The organism is Empedobacter sp. UBA5036 (assembly GCF_002415215.1).
In the GTDB taxonomy this organism is placed as follows: domain Bacteria; phylum Bacteroidota; class Bacteroidia; order Flavobacteriales; family Weeksellaceae; genus Empedobacter; species Empedobacter falsenii_B.
Genome location: NZ_DICC01000018.1, coordinates 28,402 through 47,724 on the forward strand (window position 1 = coordinate 28,402; position 19,323 = coordinate 47,724).

Consider the following 19,323-nt stretch of genomic DNA (forward strand, 5'->3'; position numbering starts at 1 on the left):
ATTTGATGCTAAAAAAAAATGTCATTCTGAACGAAACGACAGCAAAGTGAAGAACCTAATCATTAAGATGAGAAGTTGAAATAAATTCAGCTTAACAATTAAGACAAAAAAAGTCGAGCAAATGCTCGACTTAATTTTTTACTATTTTAAGTATTTTTTTCCTTTTCTTATTTTAAAATCGCAGCAACTCCTGGTAATTCTTTACCTTCCAACGATTCTAACATTGCGCCACCTCCTGTAGAAACGTAGCTTACTTTGTCGTCGTAACCAAATTGTTTTACGAAAGCAACAGAATCTCCACCACCAACAAGCGAGAAAGCGCCGTTTGCCGTAGCTTCAGCAATTGCATTACCTAAAGCAATAGTTCCTTTTGCAAAATTTGACATTTCAAAAACACCTAAAGGACCATTCCAAAGAATTGTTTTCGAATTGTTAATTACATCTGCAAAAACTTTTGACGATTCTTCACCAACATCCATTCCCATCCATCCATCAGGAATTTGATCCGAAGGAACTGTTTGTGTATTTGCATCATTACTGAAATTATCAGCAATTACATTGTCAACCGGTAAATAAACTTTTACATTATGTTTTTCACATTCAGCCAAAATTTCTTTCGCTAAATCTAATTTATCATCTTCTACCAACGAATTTCCAATTTTTCCTCCATTTGCTTTCACAAATGTATACGTCATTCCACCACCAATAATCAAGTTATCAATAACTGGTAAAATATTGTTGATAATCGTAATTTTAGAAGACACTTTAGCTCCTCCAAGTACCGCTGTTACAGGTTTTTCACCATCATCTAACACTTTGTTAATAGCTGTTAATTCTTGTTCCATTAACAAACCAAAACATTTATTTCCCGGGAAAAATTCAGCAATAATTGCAGTCGAAGCATGTGCGCGGTGTGCTGTTCCGAAAGCGTCATTCACATAAATATCTCCAAATTGAGCCAATGATTTTGCAAAGTCTTTATCTCCAGCTTCTTCCTCATTATGGAAACGAACATTCTCCAATAATAAAACTTGGCCTGGTTTTAGATTACTTACTTTTTGTTTCGCATCATCGCCAATAACATCATTCGCAACGATCACATCAACGCCAAGAATTTCTGAAACTTTTGATGCAATATGTTTTAATGAATATTTATCATTGAATTCGCCTTTAGGACGTCCCAAATGACTCATTAATACAACAGCGCCACCATCTTTCAATATTTTGTCGATCGTTGGTTTTGCAGCTCTAATACGTGTATCATCTGTCACATTTAAATTTTCGTCTTGCGGAACATTGAAGTCAACACGAATCAATGCTTTCTTGTTTTCGAAATTGTAGTCGTTGATTGTTTTCATATTTTGATTTGAAATTTTGAACTACACAAAAGTAATCAAACTTTCATTTTGAGACTTAAAATCATTCAATACAATTTTCAACTATTAACAATTCATAATAATATATATAGTTTAATTAATTTTTAAATTTTAAAAAAAGAAAAAAATGTTACTATTATTAGCACTGTTAATATGTGGATAACTAAAGTGAGATAAATTTTATTTAATAGCAATTAACAAGCTATTATTTGTAATTTTGTTTTGTAATGAAAGAGTTAGATATTCTATCAACAATTTATCATTTTGGTTGATAAACAACTTTTGTTAGCAAGATGTTTTGTGAAAACTATTCATAACGATGTGTAAATCTTTTATGCCAAAATGAAAAGTTTTACTTGACTTGTATTGATTTATTTCTAATTGATTTTTTGAATCAGATTTCCAAATTTTTCTCTCGAAAAGTTATTAGTTTTATTCAATCATCTTTTAACAAGTTGTTACTTTTACTTAACATTTGATTTACAATTATTTAAACAAAAACAACAAAAACACCTGTTAATTAAATGAAAATTGCAATCGGAGCGGACCATGCTGGGTTCGATTATAAGGAAAAATTAGTACCCTTTTTAACAAGTCAAGGATATGAGGTTGAGGATTTTGGAACGTTCTCAACAGCGAGTGTTGATTACCCTGATTTTGCACACCCAACGGCACAAGCTGTAGAAGATGGAAAAGCAGATTTCGGAATTTTGATTTGTGGTAGTGCGCAAGGCGTTACAATGACTGCAAATAAACACCAAGGAATTCGTGCTGCATTATGTTGGATGATGGATATTGCCAAGTTAGCTCGTCAACACAATAATGCAAATGTGTTAACTTTACCTGCACGCTTTATTGCGTATGAATATGCAGAAGAAATTGTGAATACATTTTTAGCAACAGAATTTGAAGGTGGTCGTCACCAAGGACGCGTAGATAAAATTGCTTGTTCATACAACGGATAATTTTATACATCTATTATAAGATATAAAATCGGTCAATTCGTTAGAGTTTACCGATTTTTATTTTAAAAATTAAATTTAAAACTATTATAAAGTTTAAATAGTTAACTATAAACAATATTTTATATTTAAAATTAAATATTTTTAAACCAATTTAAGTCAATAGTATATTTATTGATTTTAGCTGTTCTACTTTTACATCAGTTAAAAAAACAAATCATTTAAAGATTAAAAAGATGAGCAGAGCATTATTACGTAGAGAACAAGCAATCTCTTTTGTAAAAGAAGAATTTTCGAAAGGATTACAAAAAGAATTAAACATTATTCCAGTTTCTGGACCATTGGTAGTTTTGGATGGAACAGGTATTAATGATGATTTGAATAGTATCGAAAGACCTGTAAAATTCCCTATAAAATCTTTGAATGATAAAAATGCGGTAGTTGTACATTCTTTGGCAAAATGGAAACGTATTCGTTTGAAAGAATTAGAAATTGAGCCAGGCGAAGGAATTATAACAGATATGCGCGCTTTGCGTCCAGACGAAGATTATTCGCCAATTCACTCTATTTATGTGGATCAATGGGATTGGGAAAAAGTAATTGTGCCGCAAGATCGCCAATTGGATTATCTTTTTTCGACAGTAAAATCGATTTATGAAGTTATTAAAAAAACGGAGCAAAATGTAGAAGCAAAATATCCACAATTGAAAGCTGTTTTACCAGAACAAATTACATTTATTTCGTCTGAAGATTTATTACAGAAATATCCAACTCTTACGCCGAAAGAAAGAGAAAATGCAATTTGTAAAGAATTTGGAGCTGTTTTTATTTACGGAATTGGAGGAGAATTGAGTAATGGAGAATTACACGATGCACGTGCTGCTGATTATGACGATTGGAGTACAGAAAACAGTGCTGGTTTTAGAGGTCTTAATGGTGATATTTTAGTTTGGAACCCTGTTTTAGAATCTGCTTTCGAGTTATCCTCGATGGGAATTCGTGTAGATAAAGAAGCTTTGACCAAACAATTAGAAATTAGAGATTTTTCGGATCGTAAAAATTTATTATTTCACTCGATGTTGTTAGATGATCAGTTAACAGAATCAATTGGAGGTGGAATTGGACAATCGCGTATGTGTATGTTTATGTTGAAATCTCGACACATTGGCGAAGTACAAGCGAGTATTTGGGACGGAAAAGTAAAAGAAAAATTAAAAGAAGAAAGCATCGAATTATTATAAATGAAAAAGCAGTTTCAAAGTCTTGAAACTGCTTTTTTTGTATCTTATATAGAAATTAACATTGTTTATAACTGTTGATAAAGCTTGTTAATTAGGTTTAATTAAGCAATTTAATAGGTGTAATAATTGTTAACTAAGAAATACGTTCGTTTTTCTTTGCAATAAAACTATCATAGAATTTTTTGAAACCATAATGATTAATCAAATAGAAATATTTAGGAAATAATCGATTCAATTCGTATTGAATTTGTTTTGGAAATTTAGACTTTCTTAAACTGCGATTAATCTGAATTTGCGTTTCTACTGGAGCTGGTTTAACAAGCGATGGAAGAAGGTTGTAAATTCTTAAATCAAATTCCCAAGCATGCTGCAAATCACAATCAATTGGACGTTGAATCATAGGTAGTGGCATTTTAATTTTATTCAAAAATTTTTCGGCGGCCTTTCTTGTCCAAATGGCTGCAATTGTTGTGATTGGAATACTTGTTCCACAAGCACCAATAATGTATTTATTATCCACATCAGCAATTTTTATATGTTTTCGTTTTCCATTAAATAACTTCAAAATATCCCAATGATCCTTCACTTCTAAATTCATTATATTGATTCATGGCTTTTTCGATAGCAGATTTAAAATCATCAACCAAAATTGCATCATCTTCTATAATCAAAGCAAAATCATTTTCAGAAGTCAAAAAAGTTTCTAGCGTTTTCACATGACTCAAATAACAACCAATTTCTCCAGGAACTAAATCTCGGTCATATTTATTTTTTACTTTATAGGTTGGCGAATCCAAAGTTTTGGCATCTACAGCAGAAATTCTTTCGTAAGTAATCTCACATTTTTCGAATTCTTTTTGCATCAATTCAAGCCGATCCGTAGCTCGATCAAGATTAATCAAGTAGGTCTGGTATAATGGTTTAGTTTTCATTCAATTAATTATCAATGCAAAAATAGCTTTTTTGGCTCAATTTTCGCAATAAATCAAAACATTACAAGTAATCTTATCCTTTCCGTAACATAGAATTGGCTGTAAATTGTTATTTTAGAAAAAGGATATATTACCTTTGCAGTGGTTATGTTGTTTATTAACATCTTATCAATAGTTATTAAAAATAATTTGATAATCAAATAATTAAGATGTTTATTTATTAACTATTTTAAAATAAATCTCGAAAAAACAAGAAGAGATTTTACAGAAAACAAATTATGCCAAGAAGAAATTTTAAAAATACAAAGGCGAAAAAAGACAAAAACATAACAAAGTTTACGAAGTCTATCATCGAAGTTTTATTTCAAAATCCGAATAAACCTTTAAATTATAAACAAATTGCAGCAGCTTTAAACCTAACAAATCGAATTGATACAGAATTATTGATTAAGAATTTGAATGTTTTATTAGCTGACAAAAAGATTTCTGAAGTAGAAAGAGGAAAATACAAAATCAATGCAACCAATGATTATATGGTTGGGATTGCGGATTTGACTTCTTCGGGAAGCGCTTATATTATGATTGATGGTCTTGAACAAGATGTCTTTGTACAAAAAGGAAAAACGCGAAATGCTTTAATGGGCGATACGGTTCGCGTATATGTTTATCCAAAAAAACATGCCAATCAATCGAGAGCAGACGGAGAAATTGTAGAAATTATCGAGCGTAATAAAACTGAATTTACAGGAATTTTCGAGTTAGGAAAGAACGGAAATTTTGGTTTTGTAACGATGCAAAATGGTAACCACGATTTCTTTATTCCGAAAGAGAAAATTAAAAATGCTCAACCAGGAGAAAAAGTTGTGGTTCGATTAACAAATTGGCCAGAAGGATCTAATTCACCATTTGGTGAAATCACGCAAATTTTGGGTAGTCCAGACAATACGGATGTAGAAATTCATGCAATTTTGTTAGAATACGATTTGCCAGCTCAATTTCCAGAGGAAGTTGAAGAAGAAGCAAATCAGTTGGATACTTCGATAGATGAAGCCGAGGCAGCTCGTCGTAGAGATATGCGAAATATAACGACATTTACAATCGATCCGAAAGATGCAAAAGATTTTGATGATGCTTTATCAATACGAAAATTAGAGAACGGTAACTGGGAAATTGGTGTTCACATTGCTGATGTTACGCATTATGTTCGTCCAGGTTCGTTGATCGAGCAAGAAGCATACAAGCGTGCAACTTCTGTTTATTTGGTGGATAGAGTAGTGCCAATGTTGCCAGAAGTGTTGTCGAATGTTGCGTGTTCTTTGCGTCCAAACGAAGATAAATATACGTTTTCGGGAGTTTTTGAAATGGATGATAATGCGAAGATTGTAAAAACATGGTTTGGTCGGACAGTAACGCATTCGGACAGACGTTTTACTTATGAAGAAGCGCAAGAAATTATCGAAGGAAAAGATGGAGATTTTAAAGATGAAATTTTGACTTTAGATCGTTTAGCAAAAACAATGCGTCAAAAGCGTATGAAATATGGAGCGGTTAATTTTGATAAAGTTGAAGTAAAATTCGATTTAGATCAAACGCATAATCCGCAAGGAATTTTCTTCAAAATTTCGAAAGATTCGAATAAATTGATTGAAGAATTCATGTTATTATGTAACAAAAAAGTTTCTGAATTCATTAGTTTAGATAAACATGGAAAAGAGAATGCGAACACTTATATTTATCGTGTTCACGATGATCCAAATCCAGATAAATTATTAGACTTAAAGAATTTTATTCGCCAATTTGGTTACGAATTAGAAATTGGAGATCGTAAAACAACTATCAATTCTATGAATAAGTTGTTAGCAGAAGTGAAAGGAAAACCAGAAGAAAATATGGTTGAAACTTTGGCAATGCGAACAATGGCGAAAGCAAAATATACAACAGAGAATATAGGACATTACGGTTTAGCGTTCGATTATTACACGCATTTTACATCGCCGATTCGTCGTTATCCAGATATGATTGCGCACCGTTTGTTGCAAGATTATTTAGATGGTAAAAAATCTCCTGCAGCGGCTGTTTACGAAGATAAAGCAAAACATTGTTCATCTCGCGAAAAAATTGCTGCAGAAGCAGAGCGAGAGTCAATAAAATATATGCAAGTAAAATACATGGAGCAATTTGTTGGCGAAACTTTTGATGCTTTTATTACAGGTGTACAAGATTATGGAATCTTTGTTGAAATTCCAGAAACGCGTTGCGAAGGTTTGATTCGTTCTCGTGCTATGAAAGGTGATCATTTTGTTTTTGACGAAAAAAATCATGCTTTAATAGGTAAACGCACACGTGTTAAATATCAGTTAGGAAGTCCGGTTAGAATCAAAGTTTTAAATGCTGATTTAATCAAGAAGCAATTAGATTTTGAATTAGTTGATGCTTAAGTTTCATATTTTAGACTTATCTTGCAGACCTTAATTATGTTATGGAAATAATATTTTCGGCCATACTAATAGGTTTTTTGTTAAGTACAATTCTTATTGGACCTGTATTTTTCTTACTTATTGAAACCAGTTTGCGTAGAAGTTGGAAAACCGCTGTAGTTCTAGATTTAGGAGTTATTGCAGCCGATATTTTGTGTATTGCAGCAGCCTATTATGGAAGTAAAGATTTTACAGATTATGTGACCAATCATCCAAAGTTTTACCGTATTTATATCATTGCAGGTTTCTTTGTATTGATTTACGGAATTTTCATGTATTTCTCTAAACCAAAGCTACATATAGAAGGCGAAGCAGGATTTGTAAGCAACAATTATTTGAGAACGTTTATCAATGGATTCATTATGAATTTGTTGAATATCGGTGTCATTGTTTTTTGGTTTGTAATTGTCTCTTCAATTATGATTCAATATCCAAATCCAAGCGATTTTATGCTTTACATGGGCGTTGTTTTGACCACCTATTTTGTAATAGATTTGGGAAAAATATTTTTGGCAGGAAAACTTCAAAAACGTTTTACCGATCAAAAAGTATTTATGGTACGAAAAGGAGTTGGAATTTGTCTTTTAATCTTTGGATTAATCATTATCCTAAAAGGTTTCGGATTCTTTAAAGAAATCGATCAAAAAATAGAGAATCAGCTCATTAATCAAGAACAAACAAGTTAAAAATATAAAAAGCTCATTCAATGAATGAGCTTTTTTTGTTTATAATATTTTTATTTGTATAATCCTCAATAGTAGAGAAATAAAAATAAATATTTTATCATTAATTCATAAAACCTGTTTTTTTTATTTCTTCTATTAATTTATTAGGATTAGAAACTCTGAAAATTATTTTTGAATCATATTTAGGGCTTTTATGAAGAATTTTAATTCCTTTTTCAAAAAAATCGTTAGATGCAATTATATCTATAATATCTTTTTTTAAAAGGATTATTTTAAAGAAAAACAAATAATTTATTATTAACCTGTCTTCATAAATATTTATTTGAGCAAGTAAACTTGAGATTCTAATAGAACCTATTATAAGTCCTCCTGATCTTGTGTAAAGATTGTTCATATATTTTTTTAGGTTAAATTATTGTGTTTGAAATAGTGCCGTTTTGAATAAGTAAAATCGAGTTTTAAAATGCTCTGTAAGTCGCATTTTGTTGTTAGAAGAGTATATCCAAATCTGCCAAATTTACTTCAAAAGAGATTTTCCAGAATCTTTATAATTCCATGTTTTTACTTTCATCAAATCAGCAATAGTAGAGGCAATTTGATTGAGATAAGTTTGGTTTTGTTTGAAATTTTTAGGATTAATTCTGTTTCCAATCAGCAAAATAAATCCTTCGTCCGATCCAGGAATTTCATCATAATGTTCTGTCCATTGTCTTCCATTTCCACGTCCGTGATCAGTTGTTACAATAATAGTTGTTTGATCTTTATAGAATGGATCGCTTTGTACATAATTCCATAATTCCTCAATCATTCTATCATTGCGGTTTATTGAAGTAATATATTGATCGTAATCTTCATCATGCCCGTAATCATCCGCTTCTCCATAACCTATAAAAAGTAATTTAGGTTTCTGATTTTTCATGGCTTCTAAGACAAATTCGTGCGTAAAAATATCAAATCTAGTTCCCCACCATTGTCTTGGTGTTTCTAACTGAAAACGTTCTATTAGTAATTCTCGTTCAGATTTATTTTGATTAAAACTATTTTGATATCCAGCATTTACAAACAATTTAGAACGCTCTTGGTTGAAAATATTTGTATACATTCTCCAACTTCCAAAAGCCATTACTTTATTGTTTAAATTCTTTTGCTGATTTGCAATTTCAAAAACTGAAACATTAGGATTCGGAATATCTTTGTTATTTTTAATTCGCTCATCATCAGCTTTTCCTGTAATTATTTCGTTGTATCCAGGATAAGACCATAATCTTTTGTTGGTCAAATTAACAAAGTTTTGTTCATCACGATTTCCTAAAATAACTCCTTTTTCTTTAATCGTTTTCCATGTAAAAGGCATCAATAATTCGCGACGTTTTATAGAATCTTCTGTCCAATATTTTTCATTAGTTTGGACAATAAGTGAGTTGTATTTTTTATCATTTAAAATTGATTTTTCAACTCCTCGGAAAACTTCTTTCCAACGAACACCATCCAACGTTACCAAAATAACTTTCGGTTCTTGAGCAAATAAAAAATTTGAGAATAAGGCAAGAATAAGAAATGTATACTTCATGTGATTATAATTTCTTATAAAAATAGGAAAAGCATCGATATGATGCTTTTAAAAGTATTATTTTTCTAATTTATTGACGATTTGTTGATAAACATCTTCGGCACTCAAATTTTGAAAATAATCATAATTTTGAAACTTTTTTGGATCTTTTCCAAAGATAGAAGTTGGACGAATTTTCATCGTTTCGTCTTGTATCACATCATTCATAGATTGTCCATAACCTAAAAATCCAGCAAATGGATGCGTTCCACCCCAAATAGAAATTGTGCGTGTTCCCATCAACGAAGCTAAATGCATATTTGCGCTATCCATAGAAATCATTACTTCTAATTTAGCAATTGCTTGTAATTCTTCTTCAAAAGAGATTGTTCCAGCTAAAGATTTGATGTTTGGATTAAAACTTTCCCACGTTTTTAATTCATCAATTTCAGTTTTTCCACCGCCAAATAAATAAATTTTGTACCCATTTTCAGCTAATTTCTTCGCAACGATTTTCATCTTTTCGATTGGATACATTTTACTTGTAAAGGCTGCAAAAGGCGCAATTCCAATTGATTTAGATTCTTTAATCGATTTTGGTTCGATTTTATGCTTTAAATCAATATTAAAACCAAGTTGACGCAAAACATCAGCATAGCGCTCAGTTGTTAATTTTAATTGCTTAAAAACGCGATTTTTTTGATTGACTAAAGCTTTTTTCTCCTCACGACCTTTATCTAAAGTAGCCGTTTCTGTTCCGTTAAGTTTGAATAGAGTTGTAATTACTTTTGATCGGATTACGTTGTGAAAATCAGCTACATAATCAAAATTATATTGTTTTAATTCTTTGTATAATTTGAACAAGCTAAAAAAGCTTTTGTAGTCTTTGTTCAAATCAACCGAAATAAATTTGATTTGAGGAAATTGCTTGAAAATATTTCCCATAAAAGGGCGCGAAGCAACATAAACTTCGATGTTAGGATTTTGTTCAATAAACTCTTGTAAAACAGGAGCAATCATTGTAACATCCCCCAAAGCAGAAAAACGTAAAACTAATAGTTTTTTATGATTCGTTTTCTCCATTATTCCTATTGTTAATTTCTTTTGCAACCATTTTCATTTGCTTTTCAAATTCTTGCTTAGATGCTTCAAAATATTGATCCGAATTTTCGGCATGTTTTGCAATTTTACGCAACGACTTTCGGTCACTTTTTATGAAAATTTCCCCAATTTTAGACGCTTCTTCAGGTGAAAAACCATATTTTATAAGGATTTGTCTACCAACGTAAACAGATGAGAAAAAGTTTTCTCGATAAACTTCGTCTATACCATCTTTCAAATAATTATACGCATAACTACGATTTTTTGCACGAACAATAATTTCTAAATTCGGAAAGTTTTTACGAACAATATAAACTAATTTTTGATTAATTTCTGGCGGATCCAAAGCAGCTACAAAATATTTTGCATGTTCAGCACCAGCCGATTTTAGTAAGTTAACATTTGTTGCATCGCCATAAAAAACATTAAAACCCTGCTTGCGCATTTTCTCTACACGCTCACTATCATTATCCAAAACAATCGATTTTATTCCAGTGCTTTTCAAGACACGACTAATTGTGTTTCCAAAATCACCAAAACCAGCAATAATTATTTCACCTTCTGCTGAATGTGGATTTATTTTATCGTTTTCAATGATTGTTTTTACTTTTGTTTTTACACCAAAATATTTTAGAATTAATTTTTCATTTAAGACTAAAAGTAATGGTGTTATTACCATTGTTATCGCAGTTGTAGCTAACATCAAATCGTACCATTCTTTATTTAGAATATCTAAATTTCGAGTCAATGATAAGATAACGAAAGCAAATTCTCCGACTTGTGATAAAAGCAAAATGAACAACCATTTTTGATCAAAATCAAATTTATGTTTGATTCCAATAAACCATAAAACCAATGATTTTATTAACATTATTCCAAATGTTAATCCAAGAATCATAAAAGGTTTATCTGCAATTAATTTGAAGTTAATCGTTGATCCAACAGCAATAAAAAAGATTCCTAATAATAATGATTTGAATGGCTCAATGTCACTTTCTAATTGATGTTTATATTCGTTATTCGCCAAAACAACACCAGCAATAAATGCTCCCAAGGCAGGAGAAATTCCAACTTTTTGCATCAAAATTGAAACTCCAATGACTAAAAGTAGGGCAGAAGCGGTGTAAATTTCTCGAACTTGTAATTGTCCAACATACTTGAAATAAGGTGTAATAATGTATTTTGCAATCACATAAATAAATGTAATTGCACCAAGAATAACCAAGGTTTTCATGAACGCTGGTCCACCAACTAACAAACTTTTAGAATCATCTCCAATGGACTGAATCAAGGAATCTCCAACTAAAAGTGGAATAATTGCTAAGATTGGAATTACCATAATATCTTGAAACAACAAAACTGAAAAAGTTGATTTACCTATGTTTGTTTTGGTCAATCCTTTTTCGCTAAGTGTTTGCATAATAATGGCTGTTGAAGACATGGTTATTGCAAAAGCTATAGAAAGAGCCAAAGAAAAATCCATTTTCAAGGCAAATATTCCGACTAAAGTTGCAATAATTATTGTTCCCAAAACTTGCATTCCACCAAGGTTGATGATTTTATTTTTCATCTTCCAGAATTCCTTTGGATCAAGTTCTAATCCGACCAAAAAAAGCATCATAACTACACCAAATTCTGTGGCGTGCATAATGTCTGTTCCGTCATTGCCAACAAATTTTAGCACATAAGGTCCAATTAAAACTCCGGCAATTAAATATCCCAAAACCGAACCCATTCCTAATTTTTTGGAAATAGGAACGCAGATTACAGCGGAAAATAGAAAAATAAATGCTTGGCCTAAAAAGTCGTTCATTATTTTATAAGGTTGATTAGATGATGTGTCTAACTATTATTTTGTTTTGATTGAAATGCAATCGCATAAAATTTGAATTGTTTTATCATCGCTAATAATCCGTTTGCACGAGTTGGTGATAAAAATTCTGATAAACCAATTTCGTTGATAAAATCTGTATCCGATTCTAAAATATCTTTTGGTGTTTGATGATTATACATTCTCACCAATAATGCGGCAATTCCTTTTGGTAAAATAGCATTAGAATCAGCTTTAAATTCGATTGTATCACCGTCCAATTCTGCATCTAACCAAACAGAAGATTGACAACCTTTGATGATTTTATCATCTGTTTTTGCTTCCTCTGGCAAAGTATTTAAGCTTTTTCCTAACTCGATCAAATATTCGTAGCGTTGTTCCCAATCTTCAAAAAATGAGAATTCGTCTACTATTTCGTTTTGAATTTCTTTAATTTTCATACTACAAAGTTAGAAAGTTTTTGATAGTTTTTCCTCAAAAAAAGACGTTAAATAGCTTGATTCTTTTAGATTTCTTATTTTTGTGTTTTGATAAATTTCAATTCCCAAAAAATGAAGTACACTTTCATTGTTAATCCTAATTCTGGAAACGCAAAACACGATATTTCGCTCGATTTTTTACAATCAAAATTTGATTCTTCAGACGAAATTGTTTTGAAAGAAACTGCTTATCAATTTCATGCAAAAGAATTGGTGAAGGAGGCGATTGCAGAAAATTCGGATGTGATTGTAGCATGTGGTGGTGATGGGACAATCAATGAAGTGGCGAGTGCTTTGGTGAAAAAAAATATTCCGTTGGGAATAATTCCTGCTGGATCTGGAAATGGTTTGGCAACAAATCTTAATATTCCGAAAGATGCTAACAAAGCGATTGAAATTATCAAATCAAATGCTATTCACAAAATTGATGTTGGTAGAGTAGAGGACAAGTATTTTTTTAGCAATTTAGGTTTTGGGATTGATGCAGAAGTTATAAAAACATATGAAGAAAATCAAAAGCGTACGATTACTGGATATTTTGATGCATCTGTGAAAACGTTGTTGAATTATAAATCGAAATTGTTTCGACTTTATATAGATGATGTAATTATTGAGAAAAATTTTTATTATCTATTCTGCTCTAATTCTAACATTGCTGGTTATGGAATCTCTTTTACACCGAAAGCTGATTTGTCTGATGGTGAATTGGATTTATTGATGATAGAAGATTTGGATGTTTTCGAGCAATTTTATTTTTCTGTACTGGTTTTAGCCAAAAAGATTGATTTGTTGGACAAAGCAAAGTATCGAAAAGTGAAAAAGTTCAAGATTGAAAGTTTAGATCATAATCCAATTACGTATCAGCTTGATGGAGAGATTCATAATACCGATTCACTTCAAGTAAAAGTTAAGGTCATACCAAATGCTTTAAAAATCATTTTTTAAACCTCAATTATTATTTAATTAACAATATAAATCATACATTTTCAATAAATTAAACTATTATTAACGTAGTTATAAACGATTTGTTTGTAACCAATTTTATCTTCAATTTTATAATAATACTTGCATTCGTTGTAACTTTGATTAAAATTTTAGTAATGAATACGCCTTATAAAATTTTAGCAATCGATTCTAATCACGAATGTCTAAATAATGGACTTCGCGAAGCAGGGTTTATTGTTGATGAAGATTACACTTCACCCAAAGAAATCATCGAACAAAAGATCAATGAATATGATGGAATGATTGTAAGGAGTAGATTTCCAATTGATAAAGATTTTTTAGCAAAAGCAACGAATTTAAAGTTTATCGGTAGAGTAGGGGCAGGCTTGGAGAATATTGACGAAGAGTTTGCAGCTGATCATAACATTGTTTTATTCAATTCTCCCGAAGGAAACCGAGATTCTGTAGGTGAACATGCGATTGGTATGTTGTTGATGTTGATGCATCATTTGCGCAGAGCTGATAACGAAGTTCGTAATGGAATTTGGAAACGTGAAGAAAATCGTGGTGATGAATTGAAGGGAAAAACGGTTGGAATTATTGGTTATGGAAATATGGGAAATGCTTTTGCGAGACGTTTGCAGGGTTTTGAAGTTAATGTGATTTGTTATGATATTTTGCCAAATAAAGTAAATGAATTTGCGAAGCAAGTTTCGTTAGAAGAAATTTTTGAACAAGCTGATGTTGTAAGTTTACATACGCCGCAAACACCAGAAACGATGCAAATGATTAATGCAGAATTTATTTCTAACTTTAAAAAAACATTTTATTTTGTGAATACAGCGCGTGGTAAATCTGTTGTGACAAAAGATTTGGTTGAAGCAATGAAAACAGGAAAAATTTTAGGAGTAGCTTTAGATGTTTTAGAATTTGAAAAATCGAGTTTTGAGAAATTAGTTGCATCTGAGTTACCAGAAGAATTTCAGTATTTAATTCAAGCAGATAATGCTGTTTTAGCCCCACATATTGCTGGTTGGACACATCAAAGTAAAGTGAAATTAGCAGAATTTATCCGTGATAAAATAATTGATTGGAAGAATAATCAATAAAATAATTAATTGATATCAGCTAAAAAGGTTCCGAGATTTCGGAACCTTTTTTCATTTTGTAAGTTTTTTGTAAACTTTATACAAAATAACTGCTACTATAATAACAAGAACGATTTGGAGTAGAATCCAAAGTATAACATTAAATGTTGATTCGCCTGAAATTGATAGCATATATATGTCTCATGTGTTAACTGAATGCTAAAATATAAATTATTTTTAACATTTTGTTAATAATTTAAAAAAAGTTTTATTCATCTTCTAGGTGTGTTAATTGATAACTTATCACATGTCAATAGATAAGTTTTTTTTGCACCCTAAATTTGTATAAAAATAAATTTACTATGAATTACCAAATATTTAAATCAGAATCAAGAGGTGGAGGAAATCATGGGTGGTTAGACTCTAAACATTCTTACAGTTTTGCAAATTATTACGATCCAGCTCGTATTCATTTTGGAGCTTTGCGTGTCGTAAATGATGATATAATTACCGGAGGAATGGGATTTGGAAAACATCCTCATGATAATATGGAGATTATTACAATTCCTACAAAAGGAGGAATTTCTCACGAAGATTCAATGGGAACTGGTTCTGTAATTGAGTCTGGGGATGTACAAGTAATGAGCGCTGGTACGGGAGTTTTTCATAGTGAAATGAATGCTTATGAAAACCAAGAAGGACATTTTTTTCAGATTTGGATTATTCCAAATAAAATGAATGTTGAGCCTCGTTATCAACAAATTTCTGTTCGTGAAGTAGCAAAAGAAAATGAATTATACCAAGTTCTTTCTCCAAATGCAGATGATCAAGGAGTTTGGATTCATCAAGATGCATGGATTTTTTTAGGAAATTATACAGAAGATAATCAAGAAATATACAAAGTACAAAAAGAAGGAAATGGCGTTTTCTTTATGGTTGTGGAAGGAGAAGTTGAATTTGATGGAAACAAATTAGGACGAAGAGATGTCATCGAGATTAAAGATACAAACGAGTTTTCGTTTAATGTAGCAAAAGATTCTCGCTTGATGTTAATCGAAGTTCCTATGGATATTTAGAATTTTTTTCAAGTTTTAGTTGTTTTATATATAGAGCAGATTTCAGAAATGGAATTTGCTTTTTTTTGTTAAAAAAATACCATTATCAACACAAGTATTTAGTATATTTACTGTTTATAAAACTTTAACTCAAAACGTATTAATCTATACTATATGAAACGTTTATTCATCATTGCCTCTTTCGCTTTAATGATTATCAGTTGTAAAAATGATAACATTGAAATTGATTCTACATCTGCGCAAACTTTTAGTGAAACGGTAGACAAAATTTCGAAGGCTTTGCCTGTTATGCAACAAGATAAATTTAAGGAAGCTTTACAGATTATTTTCGAGTATAACACAAGTCAATCAATGGATAATGAATCGCGTTGGGGAATTGTGCGTACGTTGTTAGATGGAAAAACGGTAGATGAGGTTTTTGATATTGCTGAAAAAGTCGCGTTACAAAATAAATTTACATGGAATAGAAATCAAGTTCCTTTGGTGAATGGAATTCCAAAATCAGGTGCAATTGAAACTGTAGAAACGCCTGCTGAACCGACTTCTAATGTACAACGTTTCGATTTTAGTTTAAAACAAGATGATACAGGAATCTCAATTTCTCCTTTTTTCTACAATGCACAAGGAGAGGAAATTCAGTTGGATAAAGCTGTAACGGCAACGATAGAAGTGTTTAATTCAGGTAGTATTGTGTACACATTTCGTTCTACAATTGATCCAAATTCTATGGATGATTTGTACAGAAAAAATACAATTAATATTAAATATTCGTCATTAGATGCTTCTAAAATTAAGAGTGATCGATTAGATATTTTGGTTCGAATTCCGAATTCTGAACGATATTTAACGAATCGTAAAGCGATAAAAGTTCCGTTGAATTTAGTTGGTGCTGCTGAGGTTGTAGATTCTCTTTTGGTTGAAAGTACGCCTGCACATGTAAGTAAAGAAGCTGGAATGGTAAAATCTCTTTCGAATCGTTTTATGACAAATTTATCAAAGAAAAATTATTCTGGTGCTTTTGCGTTGACAAGAAGTGGCGAATGGAATACTTTCCAAAAATTTTCTTCTGATGAATCAATTAAGAATTTAGAGCAAGCAACAATTAATGATGCAAAAGTGTTAGATGCAGATGAAAAAGTTGCATTGGTTGAAGTGAATGCAAATTTAAAAGACCAATCATCTAAGACGTATCAAGTGACTTTAGAAAAGATCAATAATAAATGGTTTGTGGTTAATTTTAAATAATTCTCAAACTTATTAAACATAAAAAAAGCGTTCAGATTCTGAACGCTTTTCTTGTTTTATATTGAAATGAATTATTGTCCGTTAGCTTCTTTAGCAGCGTCCGCTTTCATTTTTTCGTTTGCAGTAATCGCAATTTCTACACGACGGTTTTGAGCACGTCCTTCTGCAGTTGTATTATCAGCAATTGGCTCTTCTAAACCTTTTCCTTTCGATGTTAAACGAGAAGAAGCAATACCTTTAGAAACTAAATAATCTTTTACAGATTGTGCACGTTTTTGAGATAATGGTAAATTATAACCTTGAGATCCTACGTTATCAGTGTGCCCAACGATTAATAAATCTGTATCAGGATATTCGTTGAAAACTTCTACTAATTTATCTAAGTTAGATTTAGCAACAGCAGTTAAAGAAGCTTTGTTGTAATCAAAAGTAACTTTAGAGTTTTCATCTAAAATTAAGTTAATCCCTTCTTCCGTTCTTACAACTTCTGCACCTGGTAAAACTTGCTCAATTTTTTGCGCTTGTTTATCCATATTGTTACCAATAACACCACCAGCAGCACCACCTACAGCAGCACCAATTACGGCACCTAAAGCAGTGTTACCACCTTTACCGATATTATTACCTAAGATTCCTCCAATAACACCACCAGCAACAGCACCAATACCAGCACCTTTTTGTGTATTATTTGCATTTTGTACAGCTGTACAAGAAGACATAATAAATGAACCTCCTAATACAATTGCGGCTATTTTAGTATTTATTTTTTTCATAATTTCTAAGTTTTTTAAATTGTTGATTAACGTACGAAGTTATAAATCACTTGAGCAATTTTTCCGTTTGCATTGATATCTTGTACCAATTTCATCGAATTTGCATCAACATAATCTACACGCATTTTATATCCTGCTGTATTTTGTTTCGCTTTGATTCCTGTAACATCTTTGAAGATGAAATAAGTTGTAGAACCATCTTGTTGTAAATCCCAAATAATGTTAGCCGTTCCTGAAGGACAATCTCCACCTGCATTGTTGAAAGTGTATGTTCCTTTTTTGTTGTTTTGAACTAAGTTCCAAGTAGAACCTTCATAACATTCTGGATTTGCTGTGTCAAAAACTTTCGCAACTGCATCAGTAACTTTTACATTACCTTGTACCTCGTTTGTTGTTAAACCTTGGTAGTCTACATTTGTCAAAGTCCATGCACCTCTTACTTCTTTACCTGTTTGTATTTCTTGTTTTGCAACGGTTGTAGATGCACAAGAAGTTAAAAATGCTGAAGCGCATATCCCAAATAATAAAATACTTTTTTTCATAGCTATTTATTTTATCTATTATTAATCTTAAAAAACGGCTTTTATAAATTAGATTTAATAAAGTTTTAGAAAAAAAACGATTTCTAATACGTCTGATTAGATAATCATTCTTTAAAAACGCTTATTTTAATTTTCAGCTTTAATAATATAGATTAAAGACGAATATTGACCTGTTTTTTTAGCTTGAGCATTAGACTTCAAACCAATTCTAAGCGCATTGATAAAACCTAACTTATTACCTTTATATTTTTCAGATAGTAGACTCACATAAAACGAATCTAATTTCATCGGGTGGATAGACTCAATTTTCATACCAAAGTTGCTAAATAACTTTCGCATGCTGGTTTCTGTGAAATGCCATAAATGACGAGGTACATCATAAGCCGCCCAATGTTCACCATAATATTTAGCATCATACGATTGGTGGTTCGGGACAGCTACTACTAAGATACCACTTTTTGTTAAATGTTTCTTTAGTTCTGTAATTATTTCTTTCAGATTAGGGATATGTTCTAAAACATGCCACAAGGTAATCACATCATACTTTTCTGTATTCTGTTCTAATTCTGTAGAAGTAACTTTTTCGATTCCAACTTTTGATTGAGCAATTCGTCTTGCCGAATCATTTGGTTCCATTCCCAAAACATCGTAACCATTTTTTTGTAGATGTTCTAAAAAATCTCCAACGCCGCAACCATAATCCAAAATATTTTTACCATTTGAAACTTTATTTATCAATTCTAATTTATTATTTAAATTGATTGATTTTGCCATTTGATAAAAACGTTCGAAAATTGATTTCTTTCCATCCGTATGAGAAATGTAATTTTTACTTTCGTAATACTTTCCTAAATTTTCGATAGGTTGGGGGAGAGTATACAAAACTTCAGTTTCTGAATCTTCGTAAATCTCAAATTTTTCTCCTGTTAAAAAATAATCTTTTAAATCTAATTTCTTAATACCAGAAAATCCTTCTTTTGAAGGATTTTCTTGAGATGTTTCACGTGGAACATTTTCCAT

General features: G+C 31.2%; 19 protein-coding genes. 8 read left to right on the forward strand and 11 right to left on the reverse strand.

Annotation, left to right across the window (positions count from 1 at the left end; translation table 11 throughout):
* Window positions 1–167: 167 nt before the first annotated feature.
* Entirely contained in the window at window positions 168–1,358 is a 1,191-nt protein-coding gene (locus B4J88_RS02185) for a phosphoglycerate kinase (RefSeq protein WP_291047403.1), read from the reverse strand.
* Between the two features lie 542 nt (window positions 1,359–1,900).
* Here B4J88_RS02185 and rpiB point away from each other — a divergent pair.
* Both rpiB and asnA read left to right on the forward strand, forming a co-directional pair.
* Window positions 1,901–2,341, forward strand: a complete 441-nt coding sequence (rpiB, locus tag B4J88_RS02190) for a ribose 5-phosphate isomerase B (RefSeq protein ID WP_291047401.1) — start codon at window positions 1,901–1,903, stop codon at window positions 2,339–2,341.
* A 233-nt stretch (window positions 2,342–2,574) separates the two neighbouring features.
* Window positions 2,575–3,579, forward strand: a complete 1,005-nt coding sequence (asnA, locus tag B4J88_RS02195; protein ID WP_038336194.1) for an aspartate--ammonia ligase — start codon at window positions 2,575–2,577, stop codon at window positions 3,577–3,579.
* Between the two features lie 133 nt (window positions 3,580–3,712).
* Here the strand turns inward: asnA and B4J88_RS02200 are convergent, their stop codons facing one another.
* Both B4J88_RS02200 and B4J88_RS02205 read right to left on the reverse strand, forming a co-directional pair.
* Window positions 3,713–4,177 carry a hypothetical protein gene (locus tag B4J88_RS02200; protein WP_291066119.1) on the reverse strand — a complete coding sequence of 155 codons (465 nt, stop codon included), beginning with the start codon at window positions 4,175–4,177 and terminating at the stop codon, window positions 3,713–3,715.
* Window positions 4,131–4,511, reverse strand: a complete 381-nt coding sequence (locus B4J88_RS02205) for a glycosyltransferase family 25 protein (RefSeq protein ID WP_291066121.1) — start codon at window positions 4,509–4,511, stop codon at window positions 4,131–4,133. The genes B4J88_RS02200 and B4J88_RS02205 overlap by 47 nt, the downstream gene beginning before the upstream one ends.
* 278 nt (window positions 4,512–4,789) lie before the next feature.
* Between B4J88_RS02205 and rnr the strand changes: the two genes are divergently transcribed.
* Both rnr and B4J88_RS02215 read left to right on the forward strand, forming a co-directional pair.
* Window positions 4,790–6,949 (forward strand): ribonuclease R, encoded by a 2,160-nt coding sequence (gene rnr / locus B4J88_RS02210; protein WP_291066123.1) that lies wholly within the window; start codon window positions 4,790–4,792, stop codon window positions 6,947–6,949.
* Window positions 6,950–6,990: 41 nt separating this feature from the next.
* On the forward strand, window positions 6,991–7,674 hold the full coding sequence (locus B4J88_RS02215; protein WP_180905536.1) for a LysE family translocator: 684 nt from the start codon (window positions 6,991–6,993) through the stop codon (window positions 7,672–7,674).
* 100 nt (window positions 7,675–7,774) lie between these two features.
* Here B4J88_RS02215 and B4J88_RS02220 read toward each other — a convergent pair whose 3' ends face one another.
* The 5 genes from B4J88_RS02220 to B4J88_RS02240 all read right to left on the reverse strand — a co-directional run bounded on the left by B4J88_RS02220 (window position 7,775) and on the right by B4J88_RS02240 (window position 12,595).
* Window positions 7,775–8,068 (reverse strand): hypothetical protein, encoded by a 294-nt coding sequence (locus B4J88_RS02220; protein WP_280050809.1) that lies wholly within the window; start codon window positions 8,066–8,068, stop codon window positions 7,775–7,777.
* 123 nt (window positions 8,069–8,191) lie between these two features.
* Window positions 8,192–9,244, reverse strand: coding sequence for an alkaline phosphatase family protein (locus tag B4J88_RS02225; protein ID WP_291066125.1), 1,053 nt, complete (start codon window positions 9,242–9,244; stop codon window positions 8,192–8,194).
* Between the two features lie 57 nt (window positions 9,245–9,301).
* On the reverse strand, window positions 9,302–10,306 hold the full coding sequence (locus B4J88_RS02230) for a glycosyltransferase family 9 protein (RefSeq protein ID WP_286495669.1): 1,005 nt from the start codon (window positions 10,304–10,306) through the stop codon (window positions 9,302–9,304).
* Entirely contained in the window at window positions 10,287–12,137 is a 1,851-nt protein-coding gene (locus B4J88_RS02235) for a monovalent cation:proton antiporter-2 (CPA2) family protein (RefSeq protein WP_291066127.1), read from the reverse strand. The genes B4J88_RS02230 and B4J88_RS02235 overlap by 20 nt, the downstream gene beginning before the upstream one ends.
* Before the next feature lie 29 nt (window positions 12,138–12,166).
* Window positions 12,167–12,595, reverse strand: a complete 429-nt coding sequence (locus B4J88_RS02240; protein ID WP_038336207.1) for a SufE family protein — start codon at window positions 12,593–12,595, stop codon at window positions 12,167–12,169.
* Between the two features lie 111 nt (window positions 12,596–12,706).
* Here B4J88_RS02240 and B4J88_RS02245 point away from each other — a divergent pair, with 111 nt between their 5' ends.
* The 4 genes from B4J88_RS02245 (at window position 12,707) to B4J88_RS02260 (ending at window position 16,988) form a co-directional block, all read left to right on the forward strand.
* Entirely contained in the window at window positions 12,707–13,579 is an 873-nt protein-coding gene (locus B4J88_RS02245; protein ID WP_291066129.1) for a diacylglycerol/lipid kinase family protein, read from the forward strand.
* A 155-nt stretch (window positions 13,580–13,734) separates the two neighbouring features.
* The gene (locus B4J88_RS02250; protein ID WP_291066131.1) at window positions 13,735–14,688 is read left to right on the forward strand and encodes a 2-hydroxyacid dehydrogenase; all 954 of its coding nucleotides are present in this window, start codon (window positions 13,735–13,737) and stop codon (window positions 14,686–14,688) included.
* Between the two features lie 341 nt (window positions 14,689–15,029).
* Window positions 15,030–15,743, forward strand: a complete 714-nt coding sequence (locus tag B4J88_RS02255) for a pirin family protein (protein WP_291066133.1) — start codon at window positions 15,030–15,032, stop codon at window positions 15,741–15,743.
* Between the two features lie 153 nt (window positions 15,744–15,896).
* The gene (locus B4J88_RS02260; RefSeq protein ID WP_291066135.1) at window positions 15,897–16,988 is read left to right on the forward strand and encodes a hypothetical protein; all 1,092 of its coding nucleotides are present in this window, start codon (window positions 15,897–15,899) and stop codon (window positions 16,986–16,988) included.
* A 71-nt stretch (window positions 16,989–17,059) separates the two neighbouring features.
* Here B4J88_RS02260 and B4J88_RS02265 read toward each other — a convergent pair whose 3' ends face one another.
* The 3 genes from B4J88_RS02265 to B4J88_RS02275 all read right to left on the reverse strand — a co-directional run bounded on the left by B4J88_RS02265 (window position 17,060) and on the right by B4J88_RS02275 (window position 19,323).
* Window positions 17,060–17,761 carry an OmpA family protein gene (locus tag B4J88_RS02265; protein WP_291066137.1) on the reverse strand — a complete coding sequence of 234 codons (702 nt, stop codon included), beginning with the start codon at window positions 17,759–17,761 and terminating at the stop codon, window positions 17,060–17,062.
* A 26-nt stretch (window positions 17,762–17,787) separates the two neighbouring features.
* Window positions 17,788–18,303 carry a lipocalin family protein gene (locus B4J88_RS02270; RefSeq protein ID WP_114998594.1) on the reverse strand — a complete coding sequence of 172 codons (516 nt, stop codon included), beginning with the start codon at window positions 18,301–18,303 and terminating at the stop codon, window positions 17,788–17,790.
* A 126-nt stretch (window positions 18,304–18,429) separates the two neighbouring features.
* Complete coding sequence (locus B4J88_RS02275; RefSeq protein WP_291066139.1) at window positions 18,430–19,323, reverse strand: class I SAM-dependent methyltransferase; 894 nt, start codon at window positions 19,321–19,323, stop codon at window positions 18,430–18,432.